At 70.2% G+C, this 15,198-nt stretch carries 18 protein-coding genes; 9 read left to right on the top strand and 9 right to left on the bottom strand.

Features of this window, described 5'->3' with window-relative positions; all coding sequences use genetic code 11:
• Positions 1 to 452: 452 nt before the first annotated feature.
• Entirely contained in the window at positions 453 to 782 is a 330-nt protein-coding gene (locus EXE50_RS10525) for a non-histone chromosomal MC1 family protein (RefSeq protein WP_053770243.1), read from the bottom strand.
• 345 nt (positions 783 to 1,127) lie between these two features.
• Here EXE50_RS10525 and EXE50_RS10530 point away from each other — a divergent pair, with 345 nt between their 5' ends.
• A complete protein-coding gene (locus EXE50_RS10530; protein WP_137705117.1) occupies positions 1,128 to 1,331 on the top strand; it encodes a hypothetical protein in 204 nt (67 codons plus the stop codon).
• Between the two features lie 97 nt (positions 1,332 to 1,428).
• Positions 1,429 to 2,484 (top strand): quinone-dependent dihydroorotate dehydrogenase, encoded by a 1,056-nt coding sequence (locus EXE50_RS10535; protein ID WP_137705051.1) that lies wholly within the window; start codon positions 1,429 to 1,431, stop codon positions 2,482 to 2,484.
• A gap of 30 nt (positions 2,485 to 2,514) precedes the next feature.
• Here the strand turns inward: EXE50_RS10535 and EXE50_RS10540 are convergent, their stop codons facing one another.
• Both EXE50_RS10540 and EXE50_RS10545 read right to left on the bottom strand, forming a co-directional pair.
• A complete protein-coding gene (locus EXE50_RS10540) occupies positions 2,515 to 5,160 on the bottom strand; it encodes a valine--tRNA ligase (RefSeq protein ID WP_137705052.1) in 2,646 nt (881 codons plus the stop codon).
• Positions 5,161 to 5,253: 93 nt separating this feature from the next.
• Positions 5,254 to 5,508, bottom strand: coding sequence for a hypothetical protein (locus EXE50_RS10545; protein WP_053770246.1), 255 nt, complete (start codon positions 5,506 to 5,508; stop codon positions 5,254 to 5,256).
• Between the two features lie 436 nt (positions 5,509 to 5,944).
• On the opposite strand from EXE50_RS10545, the gene EXE50_RS10550 reads away from it, so the two are divergent.
• Complete coding sequence (locus EXE50_RS10550) at positions 5,945 to 6,187, top strand: ferredoxin (RefSeq protein ID WP_121599847.1); 243 nt, start codon at positions 5,945 to 5,947, stop codon at positions 6,185 to 6,187.
• A 355-nt stretch (positions 6,188 to 6,542) separates the two neighbouring features.
• Here the strand turns inward: EXE50_RS10550 and hemB are convergent, their stop codons facing one another.
• Genes hemB through EXE50_RS10560 form a run of 3 tightly spaced genes read right to left on the bottom strand, consistent with a single transcriptional unit; the run spans position 6,543 to position 8,691 of the window.
• Complete coding sequence (gene hemB, locus EXE50_RS10555) at positions 6,543 to 7,523, bottom strand: porphobilinogen synthase (protein WP_137705053.1); 981 nt, start codon at positions 7,521 to 7,523, stop codon at positions 6,543 to 6,545.
• Between the two features lie 48 nt (positions 7,524 to 7,571).
• Positions 7,572 to 7,736, bottom strand: coding sequence for a DUF6757 family protein (locus tag EXE50_RS17465; RefSeq protein ID WP_006114727.1), 165 nt, complete (start codon positions 7,734 to 7,736; stop codon positions 7,572 to 7,574).
• Positions 7,737 to 7,761: 25 nt separating this feature from the next.
• Entirely contained in the window at positions 7,762 to 8,691 is a 930-nt protein-coding gene (locus EXE50_RS10560; protein ID WP_137705054.1) for a PHP domain-containing protein, read from the bottom strand.
• A 146-nt stretch (positions 8,692 to 8,837) separates the two neighbouring features.
• Between EXE50_RS10560 and EXE50_RS10565 the strand changes: the two genes are divergently transcribed.
• Positions 8,838 to 9,122 (top strand): hypothetical protein, encoded by a 285-nt coding sequence (locus tag EXE50_RS10565; protein WP_053770250.1) that lies wholly within the window; start codon positions 8,838 to 8,840, stop codon positions 9,120 to 9,122.
• A 140-nt stretch (positions 9,123 to 9,262) separates the two neighbouring features.
• Here EXE50_RS10565 and EXE50_RS10570 read toward each other — a convergent pair whose 3' ends face one another.
• Positions 9,263 to 10,312: a DUF5784 family protein gene (locus EXE50_RS10570; RefSeq protein WP_137705055.1), complete on the bottom strand. Its 1,050-nt coding sequence runs from the start codon at positions 10,310 to 10,312 to the stop codon at positions 9,263 to 9,265.
• A gap of 123 nt (positions 10,313 to 10,435) precedes the next feature.
• On the opposite strand from EXE50_RS10570, the gene EXE50_RS17190 reads away from it, so the two are divergent.
• Positions 10,436 to 10,603, top strand: coding sequence for a DUF5786 family protein (locus EXE50_RS17190; protein ID WP_233561650.1), 168 nt, complete (start codon positions 10,436 to 10,438; stop codon positions 10,601 to 10,603).
• 102 nt (positions 10,604 to 10,705) lie between these two features.
• Here EXE50_RS17190 and EXE50_RS10575 read toward each other — a convergent pair whose 3' ends face one another.
• Positions 10,706 to 11,386, bottom strand: a complete 681-nt coding sequence (locus EXE50_RS10575) for a hypothetical protein (protein WP_053770252.1) — start codon at positions 11,384 to 11,386, stop codon at positions 10,706 to 10,708.
• Positions 11,383 to 12,327 (bottom strand): NAD(P)H-binding protein, encoded by a 945-nt coding sequence (locus EXE50_RS10580; protein WP_053770253.1) that lies wholly within the window; start codon positions 12,325 to 12,327, stop codon positions 11,383 to 11,385. Before EXE50_RS10580 ends, EXE50_RS10575 begins: the two co-directional genes overlap by 4 nt.
• Positions 12,328 to 12,407: 80 nt before the next feature.
• On the opposite strand from EXE50_RS10580, the gene EXE50_RS10585 reads away from it, so the two are divergent.
• The 4 genes from EXE50_RS10585 (at position 12,408) to EXE50_RS10600 (ending at position 15,197) form a co-directional block, all read left to right on the top strand.
• On the top strand, positions 12,408 to 13,322 hold the full coding sequence (locus EXE50_RS10585) for an MBL fold metallo-hydrolase (protein WP_137705056.1): 915 nt from the start codon (positions 12,408 to 12,410) through the stop codon (positions 13,320 to 13,322).
• Positions 13,323 to 13,433: 111 nt separating this feature from the next.
• Positions 13,434 to 14,039, top strand: a complete 606-nt coding sequence (locus EXE50_RS10590) for a hypothetical protein (protein ID WP_053770255.1) — start codon at positions 13,434 to 13,436, stop codon at positions 14,037 to 14,039.
• A gap of 22 nt (positions 14,040 to 14,061) precedes the next feature.
• Positions 14,062 to 14,568 (top strand): hypothetical protein, encoded by a 507-nt coding sequence (locus EXE50_RS10595; RefSeq protein ID WP_053770256.1) that lies wholly within the window; start codon positions 14,062 to 14,064, stop codon positions 14,566 to 14,568.
• A complete protein-coding gene (locus EXE50_RS10600; protein ID WP_121599854.1) occupies positions 14,565 to 15,197 on the top strand; it encodes a YigZ family protein in 633 nt (210 codons plus the stop codon). Before EXE50_RS10595 ends, EXE50_RS10600 begins: the two co-directional genes overlap by 4 nt.
• Position 15,198 lies beyond the last annotated feature (1 nt).

Raw genomic sequence — 15,198 nt, forward strand, 5'->3', positions numbered from 1 at the left:
GTGTTGACACACCATTGCATTGGTCTGTGTGGTGTCCGGGCCAGCCAACGGCTTGGATGGCACCGAACGACCACGGCTCACATCAGATCACCGCTTACGCCGGAGCGCAGGGGGCGTGATCCTCATCCTTCGCGGACCTAAACGTACCGGACGACGGGTGATAAACCCATCGGAACGGTACGGGTCCTGCGAAACCGGGCCGGATTGAACGGCCCGAGTCCGCGATGCGTTCTTCGCATTTCTTCGAATGCCCGGGTTGTACTTAACCCCGTCGAACCATCGGCGCCACGTCATGCGGTTTCATGCCGAGAGACGGGAACTGCCCGGATCCGATCGAACCGGCGACGCGACTGTTCGGGGCGGTCACTCTGCGGCGCAACGGTGATCATGCCCGAAACGTTCCGGTCGACCGGCGGCTAAAACGAGAGATCGGGATCGGAGTGCCCGGGGAACTACTCCTCGTCGAGGTACTCGATGCCCTGCTTCGAGACGTTGGCTTTGGTGATGTTGTCGAGGTCGTTGAGCCAGAAGTCGTCGTCGGCGTCGTCCACCTCCGGGGCGCCGTCCTTCCACGCCCAACCCTCGTACTCGTGGACCTTCTGCGTCCCCTTCTCGCGGAGGCGGAGCGTCGTTCGCTCGGCCTCCTCCTCCGAGGGCGCCGGGTCGAGCGTCCGAGCTGCCTTCAGCGCCGCCTGACGCGGCATGTTGCCCGAGAACTCGCTCGGTTCCGATCCGTCTTCCTCCCGAAGGGCAAAGTTTCGCTTACCGTCTTCACGTACCATGGTTTTGCCTCCGTGTGACACCAGCACACAGTCTGTAATAAATATATCGGGGAAATGAAAGCTGCACGCCACAATTTTTATATACTATCCCGGTCGCTGGTTGCGATTTTCGCTCTCTGCGACGCGAGACGGGAGGCGGACACCAGTTCGCGATGAGGCGTTCGCTCCGGCCGGCCGTCGATTCGCGGCCCGCGTGACGGCTCGGGTCACCCCGCAGAGCGCGGACGGCGCCTCAATGTCCGTTCCGGGTCACGTCGACGCACGCGCGCAGTCTGGGACTCCCGCCGACTGCGGGTAAACAACACTTATGTGTCTGCTATGGCGACATGCGACAACACACCCGCGATGGTCCGTAAAAAGAAGCTCAGCCCCAGTGGCGCCAAGGACGACGAGGGGGAGTACCACAACGTCCACGTGAACCTCCACGAGGACGAACTCGCCGTCGCCGGCATGGAGATCGGCGACGAGGTGTTCGTCCGGGTCCGAGACGGGAAGATAATCATCCAGAAAGCGGACGCCAACCCGGAGAAGCTGGAACACGACTTCTGAGACGGACCGCGGGGTTTCACCGGATCGATGCCCGCGAGCGGCCGCGACGCGGACCGCGGTCGGCGGATTGATTGTCGCTCGTGACGAGGCCCAGACGATGGGCGCGTACGACCTGTTGAAGCCGGCGCTGTTCCGGCTTCCACCCGAGACCGCACACGGACTGGTGCATCGACTGCTCGGCGGCGTCCAGGGGACGCCGGTCGCCGCCGCGCTCGCCGAGCGGTACGCGGTCGACGACGAGCGGCTCGCGGTCGACGCGTTCGGGTCGTCGTTCCCGAACCCGGTGGGCGTCGCGGCCGGGTTCGACAAGAACGCGCACGTCCCGCGAGCGCTGGCGTCGCTCGGATTCGGCCACGTGGAGGTCGGCGGCGTGACCGCCGAGCGGCAGCCCGGGAACCCGCGACCGCGGCTGTTCCGACTGAAGGCGGACGAGGCGCTCGTCAACCGGATGGGGTTCAACAACGAGGGCGCCGACCGCGTCGGGGAGCGCCTCGACCGCGACCCGCTCCCGGACGTGCCGGTCGGGATCAATATCGGGAAGTCGAAGTCAACGCCGCTGGCCGAGGCCCCCGACGACTACCGCTACACGTACGAGCGCGTCGCGGACGCGGGCGACTACTTCGTCGTCAACGTCTCCAGCCCGAACACGCCGGGGCTCCGCGAACTCCAGAACCGCGAGGCCTTAGAGCGCATCCTCGGGACCCTCGACGGCGCCGGCGCGGACCCGCTCCTCGTGAAGCTCTCCCCGGACCTCCCGGAGCCGGCGGTCGAGGACGCGCTCGGCGTCGTCGACGACCTCGACCTCGACGGCGTCATCGCGACCAACACGACGACGTCGCGGCCGGACTCGCTGCGGAGCCTCAACCGGGCCGAACGGGGCGGCCTCTCGGGGAAGCCGATCGAGTCGCTCGCGACGGAGCGGGTGGGGTTCGTCGCGGAGCGCACCGACGTACCCGTGATCGGCGTGGGCGGGGTCTCGGACGCCGCGGGCGCCTACGAGAAGATACGGGCGGGCGCCTCGCTCGTCCAGCTGTACACCGGGCTCGTCTACGAGGGACCGGGGCTCGCACGCGATATCAACGAAGGGCTGCTCGAACTGCTCGAACGGGACGGGTTCGACTCGGTCGGAGACGCCGTCGGCGCCGATCTGTAATTGAGTCGAATACGAGAGGGAGAGGCGCGGTTACGCGTCGTTGCGAACGATGACGACGACGCCGTCCGCCTGGAGCAGCTCGCCCTCGTCCTGATACTGACGTTCTTCCTCGACCGTGAACTCGTCGCCGACGAGCGTGACGCCGGCGACGTGAAGCTCGTCGCCGTCGAGTTCGTACTCCTCCTGAGCCAGGGCGGCCTCGATGTCGCCGACCTGGTCGCCGTACTTCGGGCCGACGGTGGCGTAGTCGAGGTCGATCCCCGTGATCACCGTCTCGACGGGCGCGTCGCCGTCCGGGTGGACCGCGAGGTCGTCGACGTGCATCACGCCGGTGATGTCGTCCTCGAACCCGCGCACGTCGGCGTACACCTCCACCGCGTCGAGCGCGGCGGTGAGGGGGAGCTGGTTCTCGCTCTTGTACTTGCGGAGCGCGCCGACGACCGCGGTCGCGGCGGTCCCGGCGTCGCGGTCGGCCTCGATCCCCAGCGGCTCGGGCCAGTCGGTGAGGTGAACCGAGTCGGTCGCGCCGTCCGCGAGCCCGGCCGCCGCCGCGTCGCCGGCGTACATATCGTGCCACAGCTCCTCGGTGACGTGCGCGAGGAGGGGCGCGAACAGCTTCAGGAACCGGCGGTGCGCGGCGCGGAGCGTGTACGCGGCCGCGGCGTCCTCGCGCTGTTTCGCGATCTCGAGGTAGTCGTCGCAGAACGTGTTCCAGAAGAAGCTCCGGAGCTCGTCGCGCGCCTTCGAGAACGCGCGGTCGTCGAGGAGGTCGGTGAGCCGCTCGACCTCGGCGTCGAGCTCGGCGAGCAGCCAGCGGTCGAGCTCGCGGAGCCCGTCGTCCGGCTCGGCCGGGAACGGCTCCGGCGCGAGCGACTCGACGAGCTTCGAGGCGTTCCACAGCTTCCGGATCAGCTTCTCGCCCGCGCGGAGGTCCTTCTCCTTGAAGGGGAAGTCGTCGCCGACGGCGGTGCCGGCCGCCCAGTAGCGCGTGGCGTCGACCGGGAACTCCTCCAGCACGGCCTCGGGCTCGACGACGTTGCCGACCGACTTCGACATCTTCTCGCGGTTCTCGTCGAGCACGTGACCGTTGATCATCGTCTCTTCGAACGGGACCTCGCCGGTGTGCTCGTAGCACTTGACGATCGTGTGGAACAGCCAGAAGCTGATGATGTCGTGGCCCTGCGGCCGGAGGTCGAACTGATACAGCTCCGGGCGCTCCATCGTGAACTCCCCAGCCGCCTCGTCCCAGTCCCAGCCGGCGTTGATGAGCGGCGTCAGGCTGGAGGTGGCCCACGTGTCGAGCACGTCGTCCTCCGGCTCGAACTCGTCGTGCCCGCACTCGGGACAGGCGTCGGCGGGCGGGTCGTCGGAGAGCGGGTCGACCGGCAGGTCGGCCTTGTCGCCGATGACCGCCTCGCCGCAGTCGGCGCAGTACCACACCGGGAACGGGATGCCCGACGAGCGCTGGCGGGAGATGAGCCAGTCCCACTGGAGCCCCTCGACCCAGTGTTCGTACCGGGTGAACATCTTCTCGGGCGACCAGTCCATCTCCCGGCCGACCTCGAGGTACTCGTCGGTCTTGTCGAGCATCTCGATGTACCACTGCTCGGTGACGAGGAACTCGACGCTCGTCCCGCAGCGCTCGTGGACGTTGACCGTGTGGGTGATGTCGCGGCGGTCGAGCAGCGCGCCCGCCTCGTCGAGGTCCTCGACGATGGCCTCGCCGGCCTCGTCGGCGTGGAGCCCCTCGTACTCCTCCGCGACGTCGGTCATGTGCCCGGACTCGTCGATGGCGACGCGCAGGTCCAGGTCGTGGACCTGGTACCACTCGATGTCGTTCTGGTCGCCGAACGTACAGCACATCACGATGCCGGAGCCCGTCTCCATGTCGACGCGCTCGTCGGCGATGATCGGCACCTCGTGGCCGAACAGCGGGACCTCGGCGGACTCGCCGACGAGGTGCTGGTTCTCGTCGTCGTCCGGGTGGACGAAGACGGCGACGCAGGCGGGAAGGAGCTCGGGCCGCGTCGTCGAGATGGTGAAGGTCTCGCCGTCGCCGCCCGCGACGGGGAAGGCGATGTCGTTGAAGTGGCTGCCCTGCTCGTCGTCCTCGGTCTCGACCTGCGAGATGGCGGTCTCGCACTCGGGACACCAGATCGCGGGCGCCTTCTCGCGGTACTCGCGGCCCTGCTCGTAGAGGTCGACGAACGAGAGCTGGGAGACGCGCTGGACGCGCGGCTCGATGGTCTGGTACGTGTGGTTCCAGTCCACCGACACCCCGAGCGACTGGACGTTCTCGGTGAACTGCTGCTCGTAGTCGGCACAGACCTCCCGGCACTTCGCCTGGAACTCGCGCCGCTCGAACTCCTGGTGGCGGATGTCGAGCTCGTCCTCGGTGAGCCGCTCGGAGGCGATCCCGTTGTCGTCGTAGCCGAACGGGAAGAACGTCTCGCCGCCGTTCATGCGCTCGAAGCGCGCGACGAAGTCCTGGAGGGTGAACCCGTACAGGTGGCCCATGTGGAGGCTCCCCGATACCGTCGGCGGGGGCGTGTCGATGGAGAAGACGGTGTTCGGATCGACCGGGTCGTCGTCGGAGTAGGCGTACGTCTCCTCGTCGACCCAGCGCCGCTGCCAGCGCGGTTCGACGGCGTCGGGGTCGTACTCACCACTGGGCATTTCGGTCACACGTTCCGCCGGTTCCCTCTTAACGGACTCGGTTGTGTGGGGCGGCGTTGCGCGGTCGAGCGCGGTGAGGTGCGGAGAGCGGGGTCAGACCCGGTCGTCGAGGTCGTGGTCGGCCGCCATCTTCGACGCCTCGGTCGCGAACCGCTCGACCTCCTCTTCGGGCGTCTCGCCCAGGGCGCTCTCGTCGACCTCGCGGCCGGCGGTGATCCCGTCGCCCGTGACGAGCCGCTGTTCGGCCAGCTCCTTCGTGTGGACGCGCTCGCCGTCCTCGGTGGCGTACGTGAGTCGGACGAGCCCCTTCGAGTCGAACTGCCGGTCGACGAGCCAGACGGTGGGCATGCGCGGGGATCCGTCCCTGCGAGGCTTAAGAAGGACGGTCGGCGCGCGGCGAGATCGGTAGTACCCTCTTTTTGATCGACCGAACGAATCCGGTCGGCGCGTGCCGACGAACGCCCTGCGGGCGTGAGTCGCACGCGCGAGGGAGTCGCTGGCTCCCGGAGCGTAGCGGAGGGTGCCAGCGACGAGGCTGGGGAGGGGTGAGGTGCGGTCGCGGTGCGGGGTGGGATCCAAAGGGGCGGTCGAGAGGCGGGCACAGACGACGCAAGCACCGCAGGGAGCGAGTGGAACGAGCGACTGAGGAGCGCAGCGAGCGTGTGCCCGCCTCCCGGCCGGTGCTTTGGGGGGTTCTCCGGTGACCTGTCGGCGGGTCCAAATCGACCGGACTCTCACTCGTCTCGTCGCCACGGCTTTGTATCGGCTCGCCGAACCGGTGATCATGTACGTCGAGTTCGACCGCGACACCTGCGTCGGGATGTACCAGTGCGTCGCCGAGTGGGACGCCTTCGAGAAGAACCTGAACGACGGGAAGGCCGATTTAGAAGGGAGCGAGGAAGAGGACGAAGACCTGTTCGTCGTCGAGGTGCCCGACGGGGAGGAGCTCGACGCGAAGTTCGCGGCGCGCTCGTGCCCGGTCGACGCCATCGAAGTGTACGACGACGACGGCGAACAGGTGGTGTAGCCGGTTCGAGATCCGAGAGGTTGCTGTGTGTCGAGGGAGACCACCTCCAAAGCCCCAGCCGCGACGGCTCGCGCGGCTCGGTGTGCTCCTCGACCGCTCACTCCGTTCGCGGTCTGCGGTGCTTCCGTCGCCGTGCTTCGCCCTCGCGGCTGCCCCTTTGGGTCCCGCCCCGCACAGCACAGCTACCACAGCCTCACCCTCCCCAGCCTCGCGGTTCGCTCGGGGCTCCCTCCGGTCGCCCCTCACTCACCGCGTCCCTCGCATGCGCTCCTCGCGGCCGCCGGGGGCGGCCGCTCGCAGGCGCGCGCCGGGGGAGTATGTTTGAGAAAGCGCGTCTGCTCCCCTCCGGCTTTATTTAGAAGTGATCGGCCACGTCCTCGGCGAAGTACGTGATGATCAGGTCCGCGCCCGCGCGCTTGAGCGCGGTGAGCGACTCCAGCGCGGTCGCCTCCAGGTCGAGCCACCCCTTCTCCGCGGCGGCGTGGAGCATCGCGTACTCGCCGGAGACGTTGTACGCGGCGATGGGGCGGTCGAACTCTCGCCGGAGGTCCCCGACGACGTCGAGGTACGGCAGGCCGGGCTTCACCATCAGCACGTCCGCGCCCTGCTCGGCGTCGAGACGGGCTTCCCGGAGCGCCTCGCGGCGGTTCGCGGGGTCCATCTGGTAGTGCCGGCGGTCGCCGAACGCGGGCGCGCCGTCGGCCGCGTCGCGGAAGGGGCCGTAGAAGGCGGACTCGTACTTCGCGGCGTAGCTCAGGATGGTCACGTCCTCGTGTCCCGCCTCGTCGAGCGCCGCGCGGATCGCCCCCACCTGCCCGTCCGCCATCGCGGAGGGGGCGACCACGTCCGCGCCCGCGTCGGCCTGCGAGACCGCGGTGCGCGCGAGCAGGTCGAGCGTCTCGTCGTTCTTCACGGTGAGCGTCGGGTCCGACTCGGCGGTCTCCTCGATGACCCCGCAGTGGCCGTGGTCGGTGTACTCACAGAGGCAGACGTCGCCGATCACGGTGGCGTCGGTCTCGGCCGCGATCCGGCGGATCGCGCGCTGGACGACGCCGTCGTCGGCGTACGCCCGGCTCCCGGACGCGTCCTTCGACTCGGGGACGCCGAAGAGGATGACGGCCTCGACGCCGGTCTCGCCGATCTCGGCGACGCGGTCGACGGCCTCGTCGACGGGCACGCGCTCGTGGCCGGGCATCGTCTCGATGGGCACGCGCTCGTCGGTCGTCGCGTCGACGAAGACGGGCGCGACGAGGTCCGACGCCGAGAGGTCGGTCTCGGCGACGAGCGGGCGAACGCCGTCGGTCCGGAGGCGCCGCGGCCGGTCCGTGAGGTCCATGCCGACCGGTTGGTCCCGTGCCGCCTTTTACCGTTCGTCTCGGTCCGGCTACTCCGAGGACTCGATGTCGATCCGGTCGCGGAGCTCGGCCAGCTCGTCCGACTCGGCGAGCTCCTCGACGCGCTGTTTGAAGTGGGACTCGCAGAGGCCGACGACCACGCCGCGCTGCTCCGCCTCGTACGTGGCCTCCCGGTCGCAGTAGTGGCACCGCATACGCGTCACTCCGTCCGGCGCGGGCTTAATCCTGTTCGTCGGGCGCCGTGACGGGGGACGACCGGACGGGGACCGGTTCGGGGAGCCGTTCGCGGACGGCCTCGAACGCCGATTCCGTCAGCCCGGCGACCCCGAGGGTGCGCTCGTGCGCGTCCGTGCCGCCGGTTCTGAGCAGGCCGGCCTCGGCGGCGACGCGGTCGATCCGCTCGTCGTCGACGGCGCGGCCGTACGGGTAGAAGCGCTCGATCGCGCCGATCGCGTCGCGGTCGCGGGCGACCCCGAGCGCCTCGTCGACGCGCTCGTACCGGAACGGGTGCGCGAGCCCGACGAGCGCGCAGGCGTCGGCGAGCAGGTCCAACCCCTCGTCGAGCGGAGTCACCTCGCGCGCGACGTAACACGGCCCGTCGTTCCCGATCAGCTCGTCGAAGGCGCTGGCGTAGTCGTAGGGCGCGTCGGACTCCTCGATCGCCCGCGCGATGTGCGGGCGCCCCAGTCCCTCGCGGGGCGCCACGTCGAGGTCGACGCCGAGCCGGTCCTCGACCGCGTCGAGGATGGCGGCGCCGCGCTCGCGGCGGTCGCGCTGGAGGCGCTCGACCTCCGCGTCGAGCGCGTCGGTGTGTTCGACGCCGTACCCGAGGAGGTCGAGGCGCTCGAAGCCGGCGTCGACCCGGAGTTCGATCCCCCTGACGATCCGAACGCCGTCGCGCTCGACGACGGGCGCGTCGAGTTCGGGGTGGATCCGGTCGTGGTCGGTGACGGCGACCCAGTCGACGCCGGCCTCGCGGGCGGCCGCGGGCACCTCGTCGAGCGTCAGGGTCCCGTCCGAGACGGTCGTGTGCGCGTGGAGGTCGGCGACGACGGAGTCGACGGAGTCGGCCTGGGCAGCGGAGTCCGCCGGTTCGGCGGAGTCGGTCGATCCGGCGGAATCGACGGAATCGGCGGATTCTGGGGGCATGGGAGCGAATAGCCCGCCCCGGCACTAAGCGACGGCGGTCCGGTTCGCGGCCGCGGAACTCGCATATAAGGAGGTATAAGGTATCCCCTCTGACTAAGGTCGTACATGGACAATCATTAAGAACCATCGGCGGTTTTCAGCTATTGATGCGCTTGAACGGCGTCGACGACCGACTCGAACGGCACCAGTACCCGACCACCTCTGAGGAGATCATCGCGGCTCACGGCAACGCGACCGTAGAGCTCGCGAACGGGTCCGAGCGGCTCGGCGACGTCTTGGAGCGGTTCGGCGACCAGACGTTCGAGGACGCGGAAGACGTGTTCACCACGCTCCGGGCCGGCGTCTGTCACCGCGGCGTCGGTCGCCGGTTCTACTCGGACCGCGACCCGACCACCGACGCGGAGGACGGGCCCGCGCCAGTCTCGTTCTGACGCGGCGAACCGCGCGAAGTCCATACCCTTCTTTCCGAAGCCCGACCGCGGAGCGTCGCCGATCCGCAGATTCCGGACGCCGCGACCCGCGACGCGGCTACGACACGCCGTCGACGACGAGCGACGCGACTGCGACGCGGCTACGACACGCCGTCGACGACGCCGGAGAGGTCGAGCGGGACCGACCCCTTCCGGTACCCCTCGATCGACCCGTCGGGCTCGGCGCGGTACACGACCGCGGGCTTGTGACAGACCGCGGGCTCGGCCGCGCGCACGGCGGCCCACTCGTCGGCGGGGAACGACGAGCAGTCGACGAACAGCGTGACGCCGCCCGCGTGGGCCGCGAGCTGGCCGCTGGTCTTCGTCTCGGCGGTGTCGCGGACGGCCGCGACGGGGTCGTTCGCGGAGCGGCCGGCGGTCGGCTGCGGGCGCGTCACCTCGACGAGGTGGCCGGCGCCGGTCGCGGGATCGGTCGCGCGGAAGTCGAGCGAGTGCCCGGTCGTCACCTCGATCTCCGGCGTGATCTCGTACCCCGCGTCGGAGAGGATCCGGGCCGCGGCGAACTCGGCTATCGCCGCGCTCATGCGGACGAGGTCCCGCGACGCGGAGGTGCCGAGCTTCCCGGCCATGACTTCGCGGTAGTCGTCCAGCGTCCCCGGCCGGAGGGTCTCCTCGACGAAGCCGGTGCCCGCCTCGCGGGTCGCGTCCGGGAACCCGGCGGCGTGGTCGCGGAAGAACGCCCGGCTCGTCTCCGCGCCGTCCTTCGAGCAGAACACCGGCAGGAAGTACCACGAGACGTGCGGGTAGTCGGCCAGCCACGGCTCGTCGTCGTGGAGCCCGGCGAGGAGCTCGCGCTGCGCCCACCGGGAGACCGGGTAGGGCGCCTCGTCGAACCCGTACTTGTCCGTCCGCCAGAGCTCGCTCGGGGTCTCCGTGTTGCCCAGCCAGTACCCGACCGGGCCGCCGTCGGCGCCGGCCGGCGGGTCCGAGTCACTGTCGGTCCAGCAGAAGAGCGCGAACGACCCGTCGTCCATGTCGAACCGGCGCGCCTCGTAGTCCGGCGGCGGGGCGAACCACGGGTCGCCGGCGGTCGCTCCGAGGTTCTCGTCGAGGGGGCGAGCGAGCTGCGACCGGACGCGGTCCGCCGTCCACCGACCGGGCGAGCGCCTGAAGCGGAGCGGTTGTGCCACGCCCGTTCGGTATCACGCCGCGTGGTTAATCGATTCCGGTGGCCGGCCCCGAACGTTCACGGTCTTTAACGTTTACCGACAGGTATATTACAGGAAACGGCCAAGTGTAGTTGTACCATGTCAATGGGTGCCTATGACGAGACCGAACACGAGCGTCGCGAGAAGAAGACCAGCGAAGTCGACGCCGACTTCGACGCGGAGCGGCCCGAGTACTCCGGCTCCCTGACCTACGACTCGGGCGACTCGACGGAGGCACTCCTCGACAAGTTCGAAGAGCTTCAGGGCGAGTGACGCGGCCGCGGCGACGCCGCGTTTTCTGATTCCGTTCTCACCCGCCGAGTACGAAGCCGTAGGCGACGACGACCGCCGAGTGGCGACGCCGCGAGCGACGGCTCAGGTGAGCCAGATCGCGAGCGAGCAGACGACGGCGACGGCGATGACGTGCCCGACCACCGCGCCGAGCAGCACGGGCTCGGTGAGCAGGAACGGGACGAGCGCCAGCTGGACGAGCGAGAAGCCGATGTTCTCGGCGTCGAGCCGGCGGACGGTCGCCCGCTCCTCGTCCGGGAGGTCGACGTGGACCGCGCGCCACAGCGCCACGACCGCGCTCCACCACGAGGTGCCGATCCGGTAGGTCAGGTCCCAGAGGACGAGCAGCGTGAGGTAGACGACGGGGAGCGGGGGGTCGTCCCCGAACAGCCGGTCGATGAGGGTCGGCCCGCCGGTCGCGTCCCACGCGAACAGGTAGGTGAGCAGCGCGATGAACGCCAGCACGCCCAACACGATCTCGATGCTCGACCCGAACAGCAGGCGCTTGTGCTCGGGCGGCGTACCGAGCAGCCGGTTCTTCGCCCCGAGGCGGTGCATCTCGACGCTGCCGACGGCCGCGACGACGACCGCGACCGTCCCGGCGACGACGGCGTCCCAGGTCCCGTAGTACCAGCCGAGCGCCACCACGCCGACCTCGAAGATGGCGAACTGGAGCGCGACCGCCAGCGTGCGCGAGACGTCGAGCCCCGGGATCCCGCCGACGAGACTCTCGTACACCCACGTCTCCCCGTACTCGCGGCTCACGGCGAGACCCCGGGCAGCGCGCTCAGCGGCGACGCCTCCGCGTTCTGCGACTCGGTCAGCGCCCGGGCGACCGCGAGCTCGAAGGGCGTGCGCTCGACGGGCACCAGCTCCCGGATCCGGTCGTCCTCGACGATCACGGTGTTTCGGAGCCCCTCAACCAGCGACCGGGCGAGGTAGGGGTTCACGTCGGTGACGAGCCGGAGCCACCGAGCTGACAGTCCGGGGCTCAACACCGGGACCCGCACGATCCGGAGGGAGTGGCCGAGCTGGCGCCTGGTCCGGCGGAGGATCTCGGCGTATGTCAGCACTTCCGGTCCTCCGATCTCGAACGTCTCGCCGGCGGTCTCGGGGGCGGAGAGGACCCCCGCCAGATACGCGATCACGTCGCCGATCGCGATCGGCTGGCACAGCGTGTCGACCCACTTCGGCGTGACCATCACGGGGAGTCGCCGAGCGAGCCCAGACACCACCTCGAAGCTCGCGCTCCCGGCGCCGATGATGATCGCGGCGCGCAGCGTCGTGAGCGCCGGGTCGCCCTCGGCGAGGATCCGCTCCACCTCGCGGCGCGACCGGAGGTGCTCGGAGAGCTCCTCGCGGTCTTCTCCGAGCCCGCCGAGGTAGACGATCCGGTCGATCCCGGCGGCCGACGCGGCCGCAACGAAGTTCCTCGCGCAGTTCCGGTCGCGCTCCTCGTACCCCGGGCCGCCGTCCATCGAGTGGACGAGGTAGTACGCGGCGTCGACCGCCTCGCCGTCGAGTTCGAACGCCGGGGGGAGCGTCTCCGGTTCCAGGAGGTCGCCCTCGACGACCGAGACGCCCTCGGGCGCGTCGTAGCCGTCGGCGTCGCGGACGAGCGCGACCACGTCGTGGCCGCGCGAGAGGAGCGTCGGGACGAGCCGGCTCCCGACGAATCCGGTCGCGCCGGTGACGAGCACTCGCATACCGTCTCCTGGGGCGGAACGACCATAAGCCTCGGCCCCCGGACCGATCGCTAGAAGTGCCCTCGGGTTCCTCCTCCGGTATGCGCGCAGGCGAGTTCGAACCGGTCCGCGGCGTCGAGGACCTGTACGTCCACGACACCGGGATGTTCGACACCGACGAGTACGGCGCCGTTTACGTGTACGACGCCGAGCGACCGATCGTGATAGACACGGGGACGGGGGCGAACCGGGAGTCCCTGTTCGAGAGCATAGAGGCGATCGGGATCGACCGCGAGGAGCTCGCGTGGATACTCCCGACCCACGCCCACCTCGACCACGCGGGCGGCGCCGGGTACCTCGCGGAGCGCTATCCGAACGCCGAGGTCCGGGTGCCCGAGAAGGGCGTCCGCCACCTCGTCGACCCCGACGCGCTCGTCGCCGGCACCAAGTCGGCGGTCGAGGAGCAGTGGGAGTACTACGCCGAGCCGCGGCCGGTCCCGGACGAGCGGATCGCGGGCGTCGCCGACGGCGACCGGATCGACCTCGGCGACCGCGAGCTCGTCGTCCGCGACGCGCCGGGGCACGCCCCCCACCACGCGGTCTACCACGACCCCGACGCGGACGTGGTGTTCGCCGCCGACGCCGCCGGCATCTACGTCCCCGCGGTCGACGCGGTGACCCCGACGACGCCGCCGCCCCAGTTCGACTTCGAGCAGTGCCTCGACGACATCCGGCTGATCGAGGAGATCGACCCCGAGACGGTCTGTTTCGGTCACTTCGGGCCGCGGACCTGCGACGAGGCCCTGATCGGCGAGGCGAAGCGAGCGTACGTCGAGTGGGTCGAGCGCGTCAGGGAGAAGCGCGCCGAACTCGGCGACGACGAGGCGGTCGTCGAGCACTTCGAGTCGGCGAGCCGCGACGTCGACTACTGGAACCGCGAGCGCGCGCGGGCGAACGCGAGCCTGAACGCGAGAGGCGTGTTAACGTACCTCGACCGCGTCGGCGACGAGGCGTGACTCGTCGGAGGGGGGCGAAGGGCAGGAAAGCGACTCGGCGGGAAGCGGCGACGGAGGCGCGGACCCGGCGAGAGAAACGCCCTAAACCCCGCCGCCCGTAGGCCGCGGCAGATGGGCATCTTCGACACGATCCGGGCCGTGCTCGGGACGAGCGCCGAGACCGACGCGACCCGCGAGGCGGACCCCGAGGACCTCTTCGGGATGTCGACCGCGTACATGACGATGGAGGCGGACCTCCGCTACGACCACTGCGGCGAGGCCGCCCTGTGCTTCTCCGGGATGGACAGCACGCGCTTCGACGAGGCGGTCGAGACCGTCGAGGCCATCCTGGAGGCCGGCGAGATCGACACCGGCACCGGCTTCCACCGGTACGAGGACGACCACGGCTACCAGTGGTTCGTGCTGGAGGACGACGACCCCGAGGACCTGGTGACGAGCGTCCACTTCGCGGCCGACCAGTTCATCGAGGAGGGGTTCGGGTCGCGGCTGCTCGCGGCCGTCTTCGGCTTCGAGAACGACGACGGTCCGGTCTACTGGATCTACTCGTTCCGCCGGGGCGCGTACTACCCGTTCGCGCCGCGGGGGACGAACGACCGGAACCAGCGGGTCGAGTTCAAGCTCCAGTCCGTCCTGGACGGCGAGCTCGGCTTAGAGGACGACGAGTCGTACTGGTACCCGCTGTGGCCCGACGCGCCCGGGAGCCACCCGTGGGAGTGACCGCCGAGCCGACGGTGGTCCGATGAGCGACGGCCGCGGCCCGACCGGCGGGCCGGAACTCGGCGTCGGGTCCGACGCGGACGGTCGGAACGCCCCGAAGAAGCGCCTGCTCCGCGGCGTCGCCGTCCAGGCCGCGGCCGTCGCGGCGGCGGTCCACCTGCTGTGGGCGTGGCCCCGGCTCGGCTCGCCCCCGGACGCCCGCCCGTACCTCTTCCTCGCCGGAAGCGCGCTCGCCGCGGCGGTCGCCGTCGCGACGCTCCGGGCGGGCGAGTACCGTCGTCTGTACGCCCTCGGGGCGGGGACGCTCGGGACGTTCCTCGGCGGGTTCCTCGCGTGGCACGGGACCGGCGCCTCCGCGGCGCTCGCGGCCGAGCCGCTGGCGGTCGTCGCGGCGATAGCGGAGGTCGTCGGGGTCGTCGCCTTCCTCGCGCTGTACCGCCTCGCGCCGCCGACGAGCGTCGCCCTCGAACGGCGACGGGACGAGGCACCGGACGAGGCGTCGGGGGACGGGGGGGAGGGGCCGCCGTGAGCGACGCGTACCTGACGGTCGCCGAGCGCGCGACCGCGCGGTTCGAGGTTCAAGGGTCGGAGTTCCTCGGCCACGTCGCGCCCGTCGACACGGTCGAGGCGGCCGAGTCGTTCGTCGCGGCGGTCCGCGAAGAGTACGCGGACGCGACCCACAACGTGCCCGCGTACCGCGTGCCCGCGGGCGAGCCGTCCGAGCGGACGCCGGGGTCGGAGCCGATGCTCAGGGAGTACTCGTCGGACGATGGCGAGCCGACCGGATCGGCGGGCAAGCCCGCGTTGAACGTGCTCCAGCAGCGCGAGGTCCGGAACGTCGCCGCGGTGGTGACGCGGTACTACGGCGGGACGAACCTCGGGGTCGGCGGGCTCGCGCGCGCCTACTCGCGCGCGGTGAAGGACGGGATCGACGCCGCCGGCGTGGTCGAGGAGCGGCCGCACCGCGCCCTCGTCGTCGAGACCGAGTACGACGACTCGGGGACGGTCCGGGGCGTGATCGAGTCGGCGGGCGTCGAGTTCGACGCCGACTACGGCGAGCGCGTCCGGTTCGACCTCCGGGTTCCGGTCGAGGAGGTCGAGGCGCTCCGCGAGCGGCTCAACGACGCGACGAGCGGACGGGTCGAGATCGGACGCTAGC

Origin of the sequence: Halorubrum sp. ARQ200 (assembly GCF_005435115.1) — an archaeon.
GTDB classification, from domain to species: Archaea; Halobacteriota; Halobacteria; order Halobacteriales; family Haloferacaceae; genus Halorubrum; species Halorubrum tropicale.

What these genes read in the sequence shown, in the direction of transcription:
- EXE50_RS10525 (WP_053770243.1), bottom strand. Translation starts at nt 782, where the DNA reads ATGGTACGTGAAGACGGTAAGCGAAACTTTGCCCTTCGGGAGGAAGAC.
- EXE50_RS10530 (WP_137705117.1), top strand. Translation starts at nt 1,128, where the DNA reads ATGGTCCGTAAAAAGAAGCTCAGCCCCAGTGGCGCCAAGGACGACGAG.
- EXE50_RS10535 (WP_137705051.1), top strand. Translation starts at nt 1,429, where the DNA reads ATGGGCGCGTACGACCTGTTGAAGCCGGCGCTGTTCCGGCTTCCACCC.
- EXE50_RS10540 (WP_137705052.1), bottom strand. Translation starts at nt 5,160, where the DNA reads ATGCCCAGTGGTGAGTACGACCCCGACGCCGTCGAACCGCGCTGGCAG.
- EXE50_RS10545 (WP_053770246.1), bottom strand. Translation starts at nt 5,508, where the DNA reads ATGCCCACCGTCTGGCTCGTCGACCGGCAGTTCGACTCGAAGGGGCTC.
- EXE50_RS10550 (WP_121599847.1), top strand. Translation starts at nt 5,945, where the DNA reads ATGTACGTCGAGTTCGACCGCGACACCTGCGTCGGGATGTACCAGTGC.
- hemB (WP_137705053.1), bottom strand. Translation starts at nt 7,523, where the DNA reads ATGGACCTCACGGACCGGCCGCGGCGCCTCCGGACCGACGGCGTTCGC.
- EXE50_RS17465 (WP_006114727.1), bottom strand. Translation starts at nt 7,736, where the DNA reads ATGCGGTGCCACTACTGCGACCGGGAGGCCACGTACGAGGCGGAGCAG.
- EXE50_RS10560 (WP_137705054.1), bottom strand. Translation starts at nt 8,691, where the DNA reads ATGCCCCCAGAATCCGCCGATTCCGTCGATTCCGCCGGATCGACCGAC.
- EXE50_RS10565 (WP_053770250.1), top strand. Translation starts at nt 8,838, where the DNA reads ATGCGCTTGAACGGCGTCGACGACCGACTCGAACGGCACCAGTACCCG.
- EXE50_RS17190 (WP_233561650.1), top strand. Translation starts at nt 10,436, where the DNA reads ATGGGTGCCTATGACGAGACCGAACACGAGCGTCGCGAGAAGAAGACC.
- EXE50_RS10580 (WP_053770253.1), bottom strand. Translation starts at nt 12,327, where the DNA reads ATGCGAGTGCTCGTCACCGGCGCGACCGGATTCGTCGGGAGCCGGCTC.
- EXE50_RS10585 (WP_137705056.1), top strand. Translation starts at nt 12,408, where the DNA reads ATGCGCGCAGGCGAGTTCGAACCGGTCCGCGGCGTCGAGGACCTGTAC.
- EXE50_RS10590 (WP_053770255.1), top strand. Translation starts at nt 13,434, where the DNA reads ATGGGCATCTTCGACACGATCCGGGCCGTGCTCGGGACGAGCGCCGAG.
- EXE50_RS10595 (WP_053770256.1), top strand. Translation starts at nt 14,062, where the DNA reads ATGAGCGACGGCCGCGGCCCGACCGGCGGGCCGGAACTCGGCGTCGGG.